The following is a 17,692-nucleotide window of genomic DNA, read 5'->3' on the forward strand; positions in this document are numbered from 1 at the left end:
ACATTACTCCCCAACTCGCTTCATTCACACGCCAATCGGTGCACCGGAAGTCTGTGGATCATCGAATTTCCTTGGGGTAGTGTCCAGATCGCAAACGCCTGGTGGCCATTTTTTTGCAGTGGAAAAGGAGTGCGGAGATTATTCCCGATAACCCGCGCCAATTCCCTCGCAAGAATCTCGAAGTCGCCGTCGACTTTCTGCACCTGGAGAGGGTCGCATGAATTTTTCCCATCAAAATTATCGGGACCAATTCGTCGCGGCATGCCTGACCGGCCTGCCCGGCACCGCCGAGAACTGGTTCCGTCGCCTGGACGAAGTCGTGGACGGCGTGGTCGTCGCCGAAGCCGTCTCGGCCGATGCCACCGGTGAGCCGCCGCTGCGGTCGCTCTCCGCCCTCGGGGACCTCGGGGCGCTCGGCGTCCAAGTGCCCGCGGAGTACGGGGGCCTGGGCTTCGGGGACGGCGCGGCCTGTCTGGTGGTCGAGCGGGTGGCACAGGCCTGTGCCTCCACCGCCGCCATCCTGATGTTCCACTACCAGGTCGTGCGCAGGACCCTCGCCTTCGGCGCGGACTCCTGGCGCGACGACGACCTGCGCGGCTTCGCCACCGGATCGCTGATCGGTGCGAGCGCCTGGACCGAGCGGGCCACGACCAAGAACAAGGAGAACCTGCAGACCCGACTGCGGTCCCAGGGCTCCCGGTTGACGCTCGACGGGGAGAAGACGTTCTGCACCGGGCTGTCCGCGGCCGGCGTCGTGCACGTCCTCGCCGAGACCGAGCTGGACGGCGGACGGCAGGGCGCCACCTTCGTCCGGGTCGACGCCAAGGACCCCGGCGTCAGGATCTCCGCCCCCTACCCGCTGCTCGGCCTGCGGGCGTCGGGCACCGCCTCGGTGGAACTGCGCGGCGTCGACCTCGCGCCGACCGACCTGGTCGGCGAACCGGGCAGCGGCCGCGCGCTGATGGGCCACAACCACGAGGTCTGCCTCAACCCGGGGCTGCTCGCTCTGGGCGCGGCGGCCGGGGCGTTCGAGGACGCCTGCCTCATGGTCACCGGACGCTTGGCGGACACCCAGCCCCGTACCGGCGCCGAACAGGTCCGCGCCTCGCTCGCCGACACCCTGGTGAGCGTGGAGACGAGCTACGCCTACGCCGCGCTAGCCGTGGCGGCCTGCGCCGACGGCGCCTCGCCGGTGGTCTCGAGCAAGTTCAAACTGCAGGCCTCCGCGGCCGCGGAGGAGATCACCGGGGCCCTGCTCCACACCGTTGGCTCGCGGGGCTTCCTGAGCACCTTCCCGCTGGAGCGCCGGCTCAGGGACGCACGGGCCACCGCACTCATGGGCCCGTCCAACTCCCTGATCCGCGACCGCATCACCGACCACCTGCTCACCACCGACACTCTGCCGGAGGCGGACCATGACCAGCGCTGAACAGCCACGACGGCACCGGAAACCGGCCGCCATCGGTGCGGGCTACCTGCACCACTGCATTCCCTCCCACCAGGCCTACTTCGATCGGCTGATGGAGATCGGCGCGCGCGTCGACATGGTCGAGTACCTGGCGGCGCACTTCGCCTACGACCCCGGCTACCTCGCCGAGATCAACGCGGGCACGGCCGGCCTTCCGTCGACGCTGCACAGCTACGAGTACATGCTCGGATCGGTGGAATCGGCGCCGCCCGGGACGGTCGAGCGGCTTCAGCGGATGGCGGACGTGTCCAACTGCCTGTGGATCGGCGAGCACGTCGGCATGGTCGGCACCCAGGACACGTACGCGGGCACGTTCATGCAGCCGATGGGCACCGACGAGCAGACGCAGGTGTTCATCGACAACCTGCGGACGGCGAACGAGGAGTCCCCCTACCCGCTCATCATCGAGAACCAGCCGATGCTGTTCAACCAGATCGGCCCGCGCACGGTGTGCCAGCAGGTGGCCGACATCGCGGAGGGCGCGGACGCGGGCATCCTGCTCAGCCTCTCCAATCTCGTGCTCTCCGACGACCACTACCCGGTCGACTGGGACAGCGAAGTGGCGCACATCCCGCTGGACCGCGTCTGGCAGGTGCACATACCGGTCCCCAACGAGAAGGAACTCAAGGACCCGGAATACGCCCGATTCCGGGAGAACGAGAAATGGCACATCTCGACCCTGGAGAACCTTTTCAAGGAGAAGGACTTCCAGCCCGCGGTCGTCATTCTCGAAGTCGAAGCCCCCGGTACCCCCTCGCGTCCTGAACCCGAGCGCACGAAGGAGCGTCTCGACTGGGTCCGCGACCTGATGGGATCCCGCCTGCAAACAGAGGAGGCGGCCCGATGAGTCTGGCCGGACTGCAGCAGCTCTTGACCCGCGCGGTGCGCGACACCGAGTACCGCCGCGCCGTCATGCGGCCGGAGGGGCTGGACCGGGCGGCCGCCGAGCTCGGCCTGACCGACGAGGAGAAGGCCCAGTTCACGGCCATCGAGCCCAACTACTTCGAAGACGTCGCCACTCTCGTCATCAAGCAGCGGATCGTCCGCCGCGAAGCGGAGTTCGCGCTGTTCCTCAACGCGCTGTTCCGTCACACGCCGCGGGGACGCTTCTTCGAGGCGTATCACCAGGCCGTGTCCGTCGGCCAGTTCGGCCGGATGGAAGAGGTCCGACGGTTCTGCGACTTCGCCTTCGACTACATCGTCGACAGGTCGCTCCCGGAACACCTCCTCGACCTCCTGCGGTTCTGCAGTTACGTCTGCGAGCTCGCGGAGACGCCGAAGGAGTTCCCGGAGGGTGCGCAGGGCCCGCTGCGCAGCAGCAGCACGCTGGTGCTGCGCAAGCCGTACGCCGTCGTCGAGTTCCGCTACGACATGCTGCGGCTCGCGAAGGAGGACGAGGAGTACACCGCCGACCTTCGGCCGCGGCCCACCACGCTGCTGCTCCAGCGGGACTGGCGCCAGCCCAAGCGCTCCCGGGCCTTCGACCTGAGCGACCACCCGCTCCTCGCGGAACTGACCAAGGGCCCCCGCACGGTGCTGGACGCCGGCGGGCTGCTGCCCCAGTTCTCGCACGGGTTCGTCAAGGAACTCGTGGAGAGCCTGCACGATCGCCAGATCGTGCATCTGATGCTTCCCGCCGAGCTCGTGGGGTACCACCCCGCGAGTCCGGCGGGGGAACCGAAAGAATCATGACTATGAGGAGTTTTTCGATGAGCACCATCAATTCTGAGTCCAGCTTCGGCCCGAGCACCGTCGTCGCCAAGGACAAGGGCGGCTTCACCGACGCCGACTTCGGCCCCAGCACCGTCGTCGCCAAGGACAAGGGCGGCTTCACCGACGCCGACTTCGGCCCCAGCACCGTCGTCGCCAAGGACAAGGGCGGCTTCACCGACGCCGACTTCGGCCCCAGCACCGTCGTCGCCAAGGACAAGGGCGGCTTCACCGACGCCGACTTCGGCCCCAGCACCGTCGTCGCCAAGGACAAGGGCGGCTTCACCGACGCCGACTTCGGCCCCAGCACCGTCGTCGCCAAGGACAAGGGCGGCTTCACCGACGCCGACTTCGGCCCCAGCACCGTCGTCGCCAAGGACAAGGGCGGCTTCACCGACGCCGACTTCGATCTCCTCCTGACCGGGGAACTCGTCGCCGCGTAGTCCCGCTCAGCCGTCGGCACCCACACCCGTGGGGCCGCGGCAGGCACATTCGGCCGGCCCGGGGGGCGCCCCCCGGGCCGGCCGACCCCCACCTTTCCCACAACCGCGACACCCCGCCGCACGCCAGCGCAGCGGCGCCGCACCTGGAGCCAGCGTGACCTCGCCTTCCGTCCCCCGAAGCAGCATCACCAGGCTCTGGACAGCGAGCGCGCTGTCCTCCGGATCGACCTGGGTCATGCAGATCAGCCTGTTCATCCAGGTGCTGCGCGACTCCTCCCCCGCCACGCTCGCGGCGGTCGAGCTCATCGGCACCGTGCCCGCGCTGGCCTTCATGATGGTGGCCGGCACCCTCGCCGACCGGTTCGACGTGCGCCGCCTCGCCATCGGCTCCATGGTCGCGCAGGCGGTCTGCGTCCTCGGCATGGTGCTCTTCCTGGACAACGGGATCTGGATCACCGCCGCGTTCTACGGCCTCCAGGGCCTGAGCAACACCCTCTGGCCGCCGGCCCGGCAGCAGTGGCTGTACGGGGTGGTGCCGCCGGCGGGCAGGCCCACCGCCAACGCCCGGCTCGGCTCCGTCTCGGGAACGATGACCGTCGTCGGCGCCTCGCTCGGCGGCGTGCTGTCCAGCTGGAGCCCGACCGGCGCCATGGCCGTCGCCGGGGCGCTGCAGGTACTGGCCGTCGTACCACTGCTGCTGCAGGCCAAGGTGCCGCTCGCCTACGCGGAGCCCGTACCGGAGGGCGCCCACGCGGAGCCCCTGCGCAAGGAGCTGACCGCCGGAGTACGGGTGCTGCGCGACCTGCCGCTGGCGCGCTCCGTCGTCTGGATCGGCATCGCCTGGGGCTGCATAGGCGGGGCGTACGACGTCCTGCTCGCCGCCTACGCCACCGGCTACCTCGCCGGCAGCGGCACCGTCCTGGGCGCGCTGTACGTCATGGACGGGGTGGCCGTCATCCTCGGCACCGTCCTGGCCGCCCGGATCGCGCTGCGCCACCACCTGTCCGCCTACGCGGCGGCCTACATCTTCCAGGGTCTCGCCTGGGGGTCCTTCTTCCTGGTGGGGCACCCGGTCGTCGCCATCGCGCTGCTCGGCCTGATGCGGGCGGCCAGCGGCATCATCATCGCGCTGGACACCACCGTCCTGCTGGCCACCGTGCCCGCCTCCGTGCGCGGCCGGGTCACCAGCGTCCACATGACCACCTACAGCGCGATGGCCCGCATCTCGCTGGCGCTCTTCGCCGGCCTGCTCATCGTGTCCGACGTGCGCACCGTCGGCCTCTGCACCGGCGTCGCCTCGGTGGTGCTCGGCGCCATCTGGTGGTGGCGCCGGGACCGTGAGGCCGAGCGCCTCTACCCGGCGGCCGTGGCCGAGGAGCGGGAACCCGCCTCCGCCTGATCCCAGCCGCCCGGCCCGCACCCTCGCCTCCACCCTCATCTCCGGCACCCGCGCGTCCGACCGCACCCGCGCCGCGCCGAGCTCAACCATGTCCACATCCAGCCCTGGGAGGGGTAGTGACCACCCGCACCGACACCGTCCTGCAGCTCCTGGCCGAGCGAGCCAGCTGCCGTGATTTCACCGACGAGCAGCTCGAGGACTCCCTCGTCGAGGAGGTGCTGAGCGCCGCCGTCCGCGCGCCCACCGCCTTCAACTTCCAGCCGTACTCCTTCGTCGTCGTCCGCGACCCCGAGGTGCGCGCCGCCCTGCGGCGGATCGCGGGCGGCCAGCCCCACGTCGTCGGCGCCCCGGTGTTCGTCGTCTTCTGCGCGGACATCCGGCGCATCGAGGAGCTGTGCGAGCTGCCGGGGGAGCTCGTCTCCGGCGAACACCCCGACGCGATGCTCACCTCCGTCATCGACGCCTCCCTGGCGGGGATGTGCGCGACGCTGGCGGCGGAGTCCCTGGGTCTGGGGACGGTGATGGTCGGCGGCATCCGCAACAAGCCCTCCGCCACCGCCGAGCTGCTCGGGCTGCCGCCCGGCGTGTTCCCGGTCTTCGGCCTGTGCCTGGGCCGGCCCGCTTCCACGGCGCCGGCGCCGCGCCCCCGGTTGCACACCGGGCTGCTCGTGCACCGGGACCGCTATGACGCCGGGTCCGGCTCCCTGCCGCCCCGGCCCGGGGCGACGGGGCTGAGCAGCCCCGCCGGTGAGGTCACCGCCGACGACCGGGTGGAATGGCAGGCCCAGATCGACAAGGGCAGGCGCAGCCTGGGCCGTCTGCGGGCACCCGCCTGGCGGTCGCCCGGTGCGCAGCCCGTGCCGGCGGCGCGATGACGGGCCGCCTCGCCGCCGCGCACGGCAGTCCGAGCAGGACGCTGGTGCTGCCGGCCAAGGACTTCGCCGACGGCGCCCGCGACCCCGAGCGGCTGCTCGCCGAGCTGGGCCGGGTACGGGAGGACCTGGTGCGGGCCGGGCTCCGGGAGATCACCAAGATCGCGCTGATCGGTCCTTCGTCGCGCCCGGGCCACCAGCTGGACTACCGCTTCGTGCAGGTCCTTCCGGGGACCGACCCGGGCTTCGAACTCCGCGGCAGCTGCGGCCACTCCATCCTCGCGGCCTGCTCGGTGGCGGGCCGCTCCGGGGAGCTCCCGCCGCTGCGCACCGGGCAGCGGATCCGGGTGAACGTCCTCAACAACGGTGACAGCGTCGAGTGTGCGGTCGAGGAGACCGGCGGCGACCGGGAGCGCCTCAGCGCGTCCTTCCTGCTCAGCCCGGCCATCCCACTGCGCGACCTGCTGCTGTTCGGCTCCCCGGTGACCGAGCTGCCCTACCGCGGGGGGACCGTCGAGGTGACGGGCGCCTCCATGGGGAACCCGTACGTCTTCGTCCGCGCGGCCGACTTCGGGGTGCGCGGGCCCGACGAGCTGTTCGCCGCCGGAGAGGCCCTGTTCGCGGCACTGTCCGAGGTCAGGCGCACCGCGCAGGCCGCGCTCGGCTGGCCTCCGGGGGTGTTCCCGAAGATCGCCGCCCTGCTGCCGCTGGGACCCGGGCGGCTGGCCGCGCGAGCCATCTCGGTCCCGTCCTGGCATCCCACCCTGGCCCTGACCGGCGCGGTCTGCCTGGCGGCCGCTGCCCGCGTCCCGGGCTCCCTGCCCCGGCAACTGGCCGGCGCGGACGGGGCCGACTGGGTGGACGGCGCCGACGGAACCGACGGCGGAGAGCAGCCACTGCGGGTCCGGACGCCGGGACGCTGGGCCTCGGTGACCGCCCGCACGGCCCCCCTGGCCCCCCTGGCCCCCGCCGAACGCAACGTACGACCCGGACACCCCGCGCCCGAACAGGCCCTGACCGAGGTCGGTGTCCGGGGCACGACCGTCAGCTACCTCGGGCCCGTACGCCTCCCCGCGACCACGGCGTCCCGGGCCTGAGCACCGCGCGAGGAACGACGACCGTGGGACGGGTCGACCGGTCGACCGGTCCCACGGGTCAACAAGGAGAGCCCGGCGGGCCCGCGGGATCCGCCCGCGGGCCCGGACCTCAGCGGGCGGCGGCGCTGCCGCGTTCGCGGCCGCGCCGGACGTCGTAGGCGAAGAACCTCCGGACCGCGCCGCCGAGTCCGTCCAGGCCGGAGAACCCCCGGCGGGCCATCTCCGCGTCCGGTGACGTGCCGCGCCGCTGCCAGTGGCGCAGGAAGAGCTTCGCGCACATCGCCGGCGGCGGGACCACGAGCCGCGGCCGGGCCTCCTCCGCCACCTCGTCCGCGCGGGCGACGATGTCGCACCAGTCGGCCCAGCGCCCGGATTCCCGCAGGCGGGCCAGGACGGCCGGCCTCCAGTCGGCCGACTGCCACACCGGCCACACCCGCACCATGAGGAGCCGGGTCCGGTCCGCGGCGGCGAGTTCGGCGCGTTCCCGCTCCGTGAACCAGCGGGCGAGCGGGTCCGGCAGCGGCGACCGGTCGTCGAGGCCGAGCTTGGACATCCCGTACGCCTCGGCCGTCATTCCCCCCGCGCCGGCGAACTCCCCCAGCAGGCCGGTCAGAACGTCCTCGTGCACCGCGGGGTAGTCCTCGTCGAACAGCCGTGCCGCGTCCAGGACGTCGAGGTCCGACATCCACCGGCCGGGGGCGTACTCCCGCCGGGTCCGGCGGGCCAGGGACTGGCCGCGGCTGATCCCGGTGAAGGTCACGTCGGCCTTGCCGGATCCGGGTTCCACGGAGCCTTGGCCCGCCGCCTCGCGGCCCGCCACCGCGCCGCCCGCCACCTCGCGGAGCGCGGCCATGGCGTCGAGCCGTTTGACGTCCCAGACGCCCGAGCCGATCATCTCCTCCAGCGTGCGCAGGGCGTCGTGGTCCTGGTCGTCCAGGGCCCGCTCGATGTCCTTCCAGCCGCGGTGGGTGAAGGGCAGGGCCGCAGCCGCGGCGACGATCCGCCGCCCGGACGCGGCCTCGACCAGCTCCGTCTCGGCCCCCTCCTTGCAGCCGTAGCGGAGGTTCACCAGCGCCACGGTCTGCGCCGGGTAGCCCATCTCGGCCGGACCGTGCAGGACCCCCACCTCGTCGTCCCCGTCGATCTCGCCGGCCGCGTACATGCCGTAGACGGTGCCGAGGCCGCGCATGCCGCACGGGACCAGTTCCGCGGCTCTCAGCGCGCCCATGCTCGCGGCGCCGACGACCTGCGCGCCCTCCGTCAGCACCTGGAGGATCTCCTTGTGGCCGACGGACCGCCGTTCCCTGAAGTACCCGTCGATGACGACGACCACGTCTCCCGGCGCCCACTGGTCCGCCAGCAGGTCGCCCCGGCCCGCGGGCGGGCGCACCTCGGCTTCCGGGAGCACCGCGCGGACGTCGGCCGCGGAGATCGTCGGCCCCGCGTAGACAACCACCCTGGACCCGCTCACTACAGCACCTCCGGACAGACGCGACTGCCGGGCGCCACGACCTTGACGACCGGAACCCCGATCTCCTCCCGCGTCAGGTCGACGACGAGGGGCGGGTGGGAAAAGGCGGCGGCCGCCCGCTTGACCACGTGCGCGAGGGCGCCGACCAGGCTGTCGTGCGGGGCGGGCTCCGCGACCAGGTCGCCGATGTCGGCCGCCGCGCCCGCCTGCGCGCTCTTGAGCCGGCCGACGTCCACGGGGCCGAAGTCGTCCCGCAGGTCGTCCCTCGCCCCCGATATGTACGCGAGCCTCGCCTGCGCGGCTTCGGAGACGGCGCGGGTGAGCGCGATGTCGGGGCTGAGATGGCAGCCGAAGCCGAACATCGGTGCCGGGTACTCGTGGCTGGCGACCCAGGCCAGGAAGCACGGCAGCCCGGTGGGCGACGGTACGAGGCGCACCTCGAGGGTGACGTCGGCCCGCTCGATCAGCGCGCAGAGCTCCTCGGCCACGGCCGACCCCGCGGTCCGCGGGTCGACGCGCACGCCCATCTCCCCGCCGCCCGCGACGGCCGCGGTCATCGCGTCCCGCTCGATGACCTCGCAGAGCGCGTGGAGCGCGGCTTCGACCCGCGTGTTGCCGCTGGCCAGGCCGTTCGTCGACTCGAAGAACACCGGCGGGTTCCAGTCGGTGTGCTCCTCCAGCGTCAGCCGGACCACGTTCACGGGGACGAGGGTGCGCGCCCCGTCGACCAGCGACCTGGCCTCCACCCAGTCCAACGGCAGCCCGTCGTGCAGCAGGCTCGGCTCGCAGGGCGCCAAGGCGGAGACCTCGTAGCCCAGTTGTACGTCGATGTCGCGCGGGGCGGCCGTCAGCGCGGGCCGCGCGGGTTGTTCCACGTGCCAGGTCTCGACCGACTCCATCACCGCGGACAGCCGTGCCAGTTCGGGCGTCATCCCCTTGCCCTGCGAGACGGCGAGCGTCCTGGACAGCGGCCGGATCGCCTGGAAGGTCGGGATGCCGATGGAGTCGAGCCGGGTGATGTCGGCTACCCGGGTGACGCCCACCTTCGCCGCCGCCCGGGTCGCCATCTCCCAGGTTTCCGCCGGTGGTCGGGCTCTGTTCGTGCCCGGCAGGCAGAGAACGGAGCGGTCCTGGGGCGTGGCGAGCCAGGACAGGGACGGGTCTTCGGTCTGCACGTTCGGGGACTCCCTGCGGGTCAGAGGTTCCGGGTGCGCCGCAACAGCGCGCGGCCGGCGACGAAGTTGGCGACGAGGGCGACGACGGCCAGGACGACCAGGGAGGGCCACGCCTTCCCCAGGCCGAAGATCGCGGCGTCGCGCATCCCGGTGACCGCGTAGGACACCGGGTTCACCGTCGAGATCCAGCGCAGCACGGTGGGCAGTTGCTGCGACGTGGACAGCGAGGGCGCGGCGAAGACGAGGACGGGCACCGACACGCTGGTGAGGACCATGAAGGTGCGGTAGTCACTGATCAGGACGGCCGCCGCGAGGTAGATCCCGTTGAACGCCACCGACGACAGCACCAGCGCCAGCAGCAGCCAGATCCAGTGGGAGGCGTGGAAGGGGTAGTCGAAGATGACCGCGGCGACGGCCAGGGCCAGCAGGCTCTGGGCCAGCACGAGCGAGACTCCGGCCAGCAGCTTGCCGGCCAGGAAGCGCGATCGGCGCAGCGGCCAGCTCCACAACTGGGTCGAGACGCCGCTCATCTCCTCCTGGAACATGGCCATGCCGGTCGTGCCGGACGCACTGACCACCGACATGGCCAGCACCATGGGGAGCAGGAAGACCGCGAACGGCAGCGTCTCGCCGCGGTAGGTGATGTTCCCGACGACGTTGCCGAGCGAGGTGTTCACCAGCAGCAGGTACACGAGCATGGGGGTCAGGCCCAGGATGAGGTTGACCCGGTTGCGGGCGAGGAGCGCGTACTCGCGGTAGAACACGGCGGTGAAGTCCGCCGGTTTCCCCGACGGGACCGGTGCGGTGGTCTTGAATCCCAAGTCGGCCACGGTGTCAGCCCTCGTTCCCGGTCATGCGCAGGAAGACCTTTTCCAGCGAGTCGGTGACGGTGGAGATGCCGGCGATGGCCACTCCGGAGTCGTGGCAGTGTCGCGACAGTTGCGGGAGCACGTCCCGGACCTGCGCGTCCTCGATGCGCACCTCGGTGTCCTGGGCCGTCGCGGTGAGTCCGGCCGTGGCGGCCCATTCCTTGACGACCTTGGCACCGACCGCGTCGTCCACGCTGACCAGCAGGTGCGCGCCGCCGAACTCCCTGACGAGTTCGCTCGGTTCGGCGAAGCGGACCACTTTGCCCTTGTTGATGACCAGGACGCGCTGGGCGTTGCGCTCCAGCTCCTGGATGATGTGGCTGGTCCAGATCACGGTCATGCCGTGCTCCTCGCGGAGCCAGCGCACGAACCGCTCGATCTGGTGCCGGCCGGCGACGTCCAGACCGGCCGACGGCTCGTCGAGGATGAGCAGTTCGGGGATGGTCAGCAGGGCCCGTACGAGCTGCAGGCGCTGGCGCTGGCCCCCGGACAGCTGGAAGACGAGCCGTGACAGGTGCTCCTTCAGGCCGAGGTACTCGGCCACCTCCATCGCCCAGGGCCGGGTGGTGCGCCACGACAGGCCCTTGAACCGCGTGGCGATCAGCAGGTTGTCCAGGGCCGACAGCATCTCGTCGTAGGGGGCGGACTGGTGCATGGCACCGATGCCGGTCTTGGCGGCGACCGGATCGCGGGCCGGGTCCACGCCGAACACCCTGATCGTCCCGGTGGTGGGAGGGGTGACGCCGCAGATCATCTTCATCAGGGTCGTCTTGCCGGCGCCGTTGGGCCCGAGCAGCCCGATGGTCTCGCCTTTGGCGATGTCGAATGAGATCCCGTCGACTGCCGGGGTCTCTTTCCCGCGGTAACGCTTGATCAGCCCTTCGGCGTTCACCACACCATTCGCCACGGTCCGCCCTCCACAATGTGATTGATGTTTCCCGGGAATCAGGAATGCCGATCGAGTAGCTGCGGGTGGACGTTACGCCTATCGGCCAGTGCGGAAGCGGCCGCTTCCCAAGCTGCCTTGGAACTGCCTCCGTTCTGCCGCCTGGCCTGAGGAACCGTTGGCTAGCATGCGATGCATGAGCCGTTCAGGACATGCCGAAGACCGTGACGGGGAATCCGTCGTGGTCCTTGTGAATTGCGCGGGCGGCCGTGAATTGGAGATCGTTCGCGACGCATTGACGGGGCCGCTGGAAACACCGACGATATTGATCCGTCAGGACGAACTCGCCTCGACGCCCCTCGCGCTCGATGTGGACACCGGCCTGTTGGACGTCGCCGGGCGCCGGGTCCGGCCGGCCGTGGTGTGGGTACGCCACGGATCGGCATGCGCGCTGCTGGCGCAGGCACGGCCGGCGGGCTCGATGACGCCGTTGCGGGCGGAGTCGTGGTCCGGGTTCCTGCGGCAGGTGGCGTCGACGGCGGCCGTCTCGCTGCCCGGTGGCACGGTCCTCGGACCGGGCCAGCTGGCGCAGGCGCGCGCGCTGGGCGTGCGCACGCCCCGGACGGTGGTCACCAACGACGTGCCGGCGGGTGCGCGGGAGGTGGCGGCCGGGACCCTCGTGGTCAAGACTCCGGACTTCCGGCTGTTCGAGCCGGAACGGCGGAACTGGAAGGCGTGCCTGCCCGCGGTCGTGGGCCGCGAGGCGGCGCAGGGGCCGGCGACCGGCCCCGCACGGGGTCCCTCGGCGGGCCCCGCCCCGGTCGGCGACCGTCCGGTCGTCGTCCAGGAGTACGTGGCCCACGCCCGTGAGCTGCGCGTCTACCACCTCGACGGCGGGATCTGCGCCTTCGAGGTCGACAAGCCCGATCCGTCGAGCCTGATGACGGATCCCGACAGCGTCACCGTGACGCGCGTCGACTGCCCGCGGCCCGCGGCCGAAGCGGTGCGCACCCTGTGCGCCGCGTGGAGCCTGCGCTACGGGGCCTTCGACCTGCTCGTGTCCGACACCGGGGAGCCGGTGTTCCTGGAGGCGAACCCGGACGGCGACTGGCTCTGGTTCGAACGCAAGGCGCGCTGGCACGGCGTCTCGTTCATGGCCGCCGTCATGGTTCGTGAGTCGTTCGTCCGGAGTACGTCGTGAGGAGATCGCGCTGATGACGGCGATACGGGGTGCTGAGATCTCCACCCGGGGCCTGGTGCTCGTGGCCATGGTGGCGCGGGGTCACACGACCGACCGCGTGGCCCGTGCTCTGCGCCTGAGCAGACACACCGTGGGCGAGGAGATCAGTTCCCTCCTCGACCGGTTCAACTGCCGCAACAGGGCGGAGCTGGTGGCCTACTGCTACGTCAACCGGATCTTGCCGATCGGTATCTGGCCGCCGCCGTGCGGCCCCGTGAATGGGGTGAGTGACGTGTTCGACCCTCTGACCAGTCTGCGTGAAGCGGGACTTCCGGTCGACCAGCTCAGCGCCGCGCAGCGCGATGTGCTGGCGGGCCTGACCGAGGAGGAGACCGCCGTCGTCGTATCGGTCCAGCACCGGCTGGTCGAGGCGGACGCCGGGACCGACTCCGAGGTGTGGGCCCACGACCTGAAGCTGCTCTGACCCGCCGCGCGGGCCCGCCGACGCCGGCCCGCCGTACGCCCGACGCAGGAGGAGAACCGCGCGTGAGCCGCAGACTGGTGGTCGTCCTCTTCCTCGACCTCGTCGGATGGACACGGCTCGCCGAGCGCGTCGATCCGGAGCCGCTCCAGCAACTCCTCGAGCAGTACTACGAGATCTCCTGCGCCGCGGTGGAGGAGCACGGCGGAGTGGTGGAGAAGTTCATCGGCGACGCCGTCATGGCGGTCTTCGGCGCGGACACCTCCCAGGAGGACGACGCGCTGCGGGCACTGCGGGCCGCCACGCGCATCCGCGCCGAGGTCCGCGGACTGCGCACCCCGGCAGCCGACGCGGCTCCGGTCGAGGTCCACTGCGGGATCGCGGCCGGCGAGGCCCTGGTGACGCGTTCGGCCCGGGCCGGCATCCGGGTCGTCGGCGACGTGGTCAACCTCGCGGCCCGCCTCCAGTCGCTGGCGGTGGCCGGGGAGATCATCGTCAACGAGACCGTGGCGCACCTCGCACGCCCGCACTACACCATGGCCCCGGTGCCGCCGGTGGCGCTCAAGGGCAAGGCCGAGCCCGTCCGGGTGCTGTTGGTGACCGGCGAGGCCGCCGTCGACCGGGCGGGCGACGGCTCGCCCATGGTGGACCGCGGCGCCGAGCGCCGCCGGCTGCGCGAGGTCTACCACCGGGTGGCCCGCGACCGGCGCTCCGAGCTGGTGACCGTGCTGGGACCACCGGGCATCGGCAAGACCCGCTTGGTCCAGGAGACCGTGGACGACCTCGTCGCCGCCGGGGCGGAGCCCCTCGCCGTGTTCGGCAGCTGCCAGTCCTACGGAACGCAGGGGAACTACGCGGCGCTCGTCGAAGTGCTGGACGCGCTCGCGCGGCAGGCGCCGTCCAGCGCGGAGCTGCTCCGGGTGGACGACCGCATCGCCGGGGTGCTGACCAGTCTGCGCGCCGCCTCGCTCTCCCGGGTCGCCGGCCCGGTCCCGGGGCCGGGCGTGGAGGAGGTGTCCTGGGCGGCGCGCGAACTGCTCACCGCCGCGGCTTCCCGCCCGCTCGTCGTGGTGTGGGACAACCTGGGGTGGGCGGGAGAGTCGCTCCTGGGGCTGATCGGCGATCTGACGGACAGCCTGCGCGACATCCCGCTCCTGATGGTCTGCGTCTCCAGACCGGAGCTGACGGGCCGGGACGGGCCCTGGTCGCCGGACGACGTGATCGACGTCGGCGCGCTGGTCCCGATCGACAGTGCGCGGCTGGCGATCTCACTGGCGGGGCGCGGCAGCGGCGACGAGGTGGAGCTGCACGACCTCGACCTCGTCGACCGGGTCGCGGTGTACAGCGCGGGTAATCCGCTGTACATCCGGCTGATGATGGACTGGCTGAGGGACGGCCGGACCGTCGACGAGGTGCCGCCGACCATCACGGCCATGGTGGGCGCGATGATCGACCGGCTGCCCGCGCCCGCCCGGTGGCTGCTGGGCGCGGCCTCGGTGATCGGCCCTTCGTTCACCCTGGAGCAGCTCGCGCTGCTGGACGGGGCGGTCGTGGCGGCGGACGTCGACGCGCTGGCGCGGCAGCGGCTGTTCCACACCACGGCGGAGGAGGGCGAGTACCGCTTCGTCCAGCAGCCGGTGCACGAGGTGGCGTACGGCCGGCTGGAGAAGGAGCAGCGCATCACGTGGCACCGGCGCCTGGCCGGGCACGGCTTCGGTCCCGGTTTCCACCTCGAGGCGGCGGCCCGGCTGCTGGCCGGTCTGCGCCCGGACGACACGGAGCTGCCCCTGCTGGCGCGGCGGGCGGCCGAGGCCCTGCTGGCCGAGGGCACCGTGGCGCTGCGGCAGCGTGACGTGCCGACCGCGATCGGGCTGTTCGGACGGGCTCTGGTACTGGCGCGGAGCCGGCCCGACCAGTGCCGGTCGGTCGCGGCCGTCCGGCTCAGCGACGCCCTCATGCTCTCCGGGGACACCCGGCGGGCGCTGGAGGTGGTCGCTGACAGCGCCTGGAACGTCCCGACCGCCGGACCCGCCGGACCCGCCGCCCCCGGCGCTCCCGGTGCTCCCGGTGCTCCCGGCGCTCCCGGCGCTCCCGGGCAGCGGCCCTGCCTGGTCCAGGTGCAGCGGTCCCTACTGGCGGCCCGGCTCGGCAAGGTCACCGCCGCCGAGGTCGAGCGGCTGCGTACCGAACTCGACGGCGATGACCCCGACCGGTTCGCCTGGTGCCGGTTCGAGCAGCTGCGGATGCTGCTCCACCTGGACCACGGCCGGTTCGCGGCGGCCGAGGAAGCGGCCTGCGCCGCGCTCGGGCACGCCCGGGCCGTCGCCGACGCCTACGAGGAGGACCGCCTCCTCGTGGCACTGTGCGAGATCCGCCAGTGGTCGCCGACCCCGCTGCGGGAGAAGCTGGCGGGCTGCGCGGAGCTCCTCGAGCGGTTCGCCGCGGACCGGTTCCTGGCCCTGCCCGCGCTGGCCGCGCGCGCCCGCTGCCTGGCGCTGACCGGGGACCGCGACGGCGCCCGCTCGGCGCTGGCCGAGGCCGAGGCCGTCGTCGAACAGCTCCGGCTGACCATGGGGCGCGTACTGGTCGACCAGGTGGCGGCGCTGGCCGCCTCGCTGGACGGTGAGCACGACGAGGCCGAACGGCGCTTTCGGTGGGCGGCCGACGCCCTCGAACAGGCCGGCTACGTGCCGGTCGCCCTGACCATGCGGGTGCAGGCGGCCCGCGAGTGCGCCCGGCGGGGCCGTGCGGCCGAAGCCGCCGGCCGGATCTCGGAGCTCCTGGGACGGTGCGAGGAGATGGACGTCCGGGGGCGGATCCTGTGCACGGCCGCCGCCGTGCTCATCGCCGCCGAGGACGGGCGCCGCGACCCGGCGCGCGCCGACGTGCTGACCCTCCTCGATGACGTGGAGGACCCGTGCCTGCGCGGCGAGGTCTGCTTCGACCTGGCCCGGGCCCACCGGTGGCTGGGCGAGCGGTCCGATGCCCGCGCCATGGCGGAACGGGCCGCCCTGGCCTACGCCGCGGTCGGTGCGACGAAGCCCCTGGGGACGGTGCGGGCATGGATGTGAGCGGCGCGCCCTGGCGGCGCGAGCGGCTGCCTCACTCCTCGGGGATGCCGGCGTGGAGCATGCCGGCCGACGGCGGGCCGGGCGAGCCCCTGCCGACGGCCCTGTTCGAGGGGATCGACTCCCGCTGGGCGTGGGAGGGCGCGACCGGTGACGGCGTACGCGTCTGCGTGCTCGACAGCGGGGTCGAGGCGGGCCATCCGCTGGTCGGGCCGGTCGAGCGGGCGTGGCACGTGGTGACGGCCGAGGGCAGGGTGCCGCGCGTGGAGGAGTGCGAGCCGCTCGACAGCGCCGGGCACGGGACCGCGTGCGCGGGGATCATCCGCGGGATCGCGCCGCGGGTCTCGCTCAGTTCGCTCAAGGTGCTCGGCGACGGGCGGTCCGGCAGCGCCTCGGCGCTGATCGCCGGCCTCTCCTTCGCGATCGAGGAGGGGTTCGACGTCGTCAGCATGAGCCTGTCGACGACCAGGGTCGAATTCCGCGACCGGCTGGGCGAACTGTGCGACCGCGCCTACTTCCGCCGTACGGCCGTGGTGGCGGCCGCGCACAACATGCCGATCGAGAGCTTCCCTTGGAACTTCGCGTCGGTGATCTCGGTGGCCAGCCACGCGGAGCCGGACAGCATGCGCTTCTACTACAACGCCGCGCCGCCGGTCGAGTTCCGTGCCCGGGGGGTGCGCGTGCCGGTGGCGAGCCCGGGCGGCGGCACCGTCCGCAACACCGGCAACAGCTTCGCGGCGCCGCACATGGCCGGCATCGCGGCGCTCGTCCTGAGCAAGCACCCGTGGCTCACGCCGTTCCAGCTCAAGAGCGTCCTGTATCACTGCGCCGCGAACATATCGGTCCAAGGAGGCGGAGAATGAAGCCCTGGCCGCACGATCTCATGGCCGTCGAACGTCAACTGCTGCAGTCCGTCGTCTCGGTGGCCCGGTACATCTACGGAGCCGCCGCGTCCTCGGTGTTCATGGTGAGCCCCGAGACCGGTGAGCTGATCTTCGCGGCGGTCGCGGGCGAGGGCGAACAGGGCCTGGTCGGCCGGCGCTTCGAGCCCGGCACGGGCATCGCCGGCTGGGTGGCGGCCAGCGGGCAGCCCCTGATCACGGACAACGTGGCCGGGACCGACCGGTTCGCCCGCGACGCCGCGGCCTCCACCGGGTACGTTCCCGCGAGCATCATGGCCGCCCCGCTCATCGCGGACGGCGAGTGCATCGGCGTGCTCGAAGTACTGGACCGCCACACGCGCGACGCGGACTCCCCCGCCCGCGAACTCGACGACATCGAACTGCTGGGGCTGCTCGCCACCCAGGCCGCCCTGAGCCTCGCGCTGCTGCGGCGCAGCGAGCAGGGCGCGGGCGAGGTGCCGCGCCTGGGCGATCTGGTGGCGCGGCTGTCGGAGCACGCGGTCCTGGACGCGTCCGATCCCGTGGCCCTCTCGCTGCTGAGCATCTCGCTGAACCTGTTGGACCGGGGTGCGCACCCCAGTTCGAAGACGGGCTGACGGCCGAGGGAGACGGCGCGCAGACGTGCCGGCGACGGTCCGGAGACGCCTGCGGAACGGGCCCCGCCTACTCTC

At 72.2% G+C, this 17,692-nt stretch carries 16 protein-coding genes; 12 read left to right on the top strand and 4 right to left on the bottom strand.

The features are described 5' to 3' along the window. Positions 1–217: 217 nt before the first annotated feature. The 7 genes from DRB96_RS13520 (at position 218) to DRB96_RS13550 (ending at position 6,989) form a co-directional block, all read left to right on the top strand. The gene (locus DRB96_RS13520) at positions 218–1,429 is read left to right on the top strand and encodes an acyl-CoA dehydrogenase family protein (protein ID WP_112448675.1); all 1,212 of its coding nucleotides are present in this window, start codon (positions 218–220) and stop codon (positions 1,427–1,429) included. Further along, complete coding sequence (locus DRB96_RS13525) at positions 1,416–2,315, top strand: DUF692 family multinuclear iron-containing protein (RefSeq protein WP_112448676.1); 900 nt, start codon at positions 1,416–1,418, stop codon at positions 2,313–2,315. The genes DRB96_RS13520 and DRB96_RS13525 overlap by 14 nt, the downstream gene beginning before the upstream one ends. Continuing rightward, the gene (locus DRB96_RS13530; RefSeq protein ID WP_112448677.1) at positions 2,312–3,160 is read left to right on the top strand and encodes a hypothetical protein; all 849 of its coding nucleotides are present in this window, start codon (positions 2,312–2,314) and stop codon (positions 3,158–3,160) included. The genes DRB96_RS13525 and DRB96_RS13530 overlap by 4 nt, the downstream gene beginning before the upstream one ends. 17 nt (positions 3,161–3,177) lie before the next feature. After that, a complete protein-coding gene (locus DRB96_RS13535) occupies positions 3,178–3,621 on the top strand; it encodes a hypothetical protein (RefSeq protein ID WP_112448678.1) in 444 nt (147 codons plus the stop codon). Positions 3,622–3,775: 154 nt separating this feature from the next. Continuing rightward, a complete protein-coding gene (locus DRB96_RS13540) occupies positions 3,776–5,020 on the top strand; it encodes an MFS transporter (protein ID WP_162688883.1) in 1,245 nt (414 codons plus the stop codon). Between the two features lie 116 nt (positions 5,021–5,136). Next, on the top strand, positions 5,137–5,895 hold the full coding sequence (locus tag DRB96_RS13545) for a nitroreductase family protein (RefSeq protein WP_162688882.1): 759 nt from the start codon (positions 5,137–5,139) through the stop codon (positions 5,893–5,895). Then, positions 5,892–6,989 carry a hypothetical protein gene (locus tag DRB96_RS13550; RefSeq protein WP_162689067.1) on the top strand — a complete coding sequence of 366 codons (1,098 nt, stop codon included), beginning with the start codon at positions 5,892–5,894 and terminating at the stop codon, positions 6,987–6,989. The genes DRB96_RS13545 and DRB96_RS13550 overlap by 4 nt, the downstream gene beginning before the upstream one ends. A 109-nt stretch (positions 6,990–7,098) precedes the next feature. Here DRB96_RS13550 and DRB96_RS13555 read toward each other — a convergent pair whose 3' ends face one another. The 4 genes from DRB96_RS13555 to DRB96_RS13570 are packed head-to-tail and all read right to left on the bottom strand — an operon-like array spanning position 7,099 to position 11,411. Beyond that, positions 7,099–8,460 (bottom strand): TfuA-like protein, encoded by a 1,362-nt coding sequence (locus DRB96_RS13555; protein ID WP_162688656.1) that lies wholly within the window; start codon positions 8,458–8,460, stop codon positions 7,099–7,101. Next, positions 8,460–9,635, bottom strand: coding sequence for a YcaO-like family protein (locus DRB96_RS13560; protein WP_112448683.1), 1,176 nt, complete (start codon positions 9,633–9,635; stop codon positions 8,460–8,462). The genes DRB96_RS13555 and DRB96_RS13560 overlap by 1 nt, the downstream gene beginning before the upstream one ends. A 20-nt stretch (positions 9,636–9,655) precedes the next feature. Further along, positions 9,656–10,456 carry an ABC transporter permease gene (locus DRB96_RS13565; protein ID WP_162688655.1) on the bottom strand — a complete coding sequence of 267 codons (801 nt, stop codon included), beginning with the start codon at positions 10,454–10,456 and terminating at the stop codon, positions 9,656–9,658. A 13-nt stretch (positions 10,457–10,469) separates the two neighbouring features. Further along, positions 10,470–11,411 carry an ABC transporter ATP-binding protein gene (locus DRB96_RS13570; RefSeq protein WP_162688654.1) on the bottom strand — a complete coding sequence of 314 codons (942 nt, stop codon included), beginning with the start codon at positions 11,409–11,411 and terminating at the stop codon, positions 10,470–10,472. 304 nt (positions 11,412–11,715) lie between these two features. Between DRB96_RS13570 and DRB96_RS13575 the strand changes: the two genes are divergently transcribed. The 5 genes from DRB96_RS13575 (at position 11,716) to DRB96_RS13595 (ending at position 17,617) form a co-directional block, all read left to right on the top strand. Further along, on the top strand, positions 11,716–12,591 hold the full coding sequence (locus DRB96_RS13575; RefSeq protein WP_112448686.1) for a hypothetical protein: 876 nt from the start codon (positions 11,716–11,718) through the stop codon (positions 12,589–12,591). 13 nt (positions 12,592–12,604) lie between these two features. After that, positions 12,605–13,054, top strand: a complete 450-nt coding sequence (locus DRB96_RS13580; RefSeq protein ID WP_112448687.1) for a helix-turn-helix transcriptional regulator — start codon at positions 12,605–12,607, stop codon at positions 13,052–13,054. Between the two features lie 62 nt (positions 13,055–13,116). After that, complete coding sequence (locus DRB96_RS45905; RefSeq protein ID WP_162688653.1) at positions 13,117–16,122, top strand: adenylate/guanylate cyclase domain-containing protein; 3,006 nt, start codon at positions 13,117–13,119, stop codon at positions 16,120–16,122. Further along, the gene (locus tag DRB96_RS13590; RefSeq protein WP_239516231.1) at positions 16,113–16,982 is read left to right on the top strand and encodes a S8 family serine peptidase; all 870 of its coding nucleotides are present in this window, start codon (positions 16,113–16,115) and stop codon (positions 16,980–16,982) included. Before DRB96_RS45905 ends, DRB96_RS13590 begins: the two co-directional genes overlap by 10 nt. Then, positions 16,979–17,617 carry a GAF domain-containing protein gene (locus DRB96_RS13595; RefSeq protein ID WP_239516230.1) on the top strand — a complete coding sequence of 213 codons (639 nt, stop codon included), beginning with the start codon at positions 16,979–16,981 and terminating at the stop codon, positions 17,615–17,617. The genes DRB96_RS13590 and DRB96_RS13595 overlap by 4 nt, the downstream gene beginning before the upstream one ends. Positions 17,618–17,692: the final 75 nt, after the last annotated feature.

Source organism: Streptomyces sp. ICC1 (assembly GCF_003287935.1).
GTDB lineage: Bacteria > Actinomycetota > Actinomycetes > Streptomycetales > Streptomycetaceae > Streptomyces > Streptomyces tritrimontium.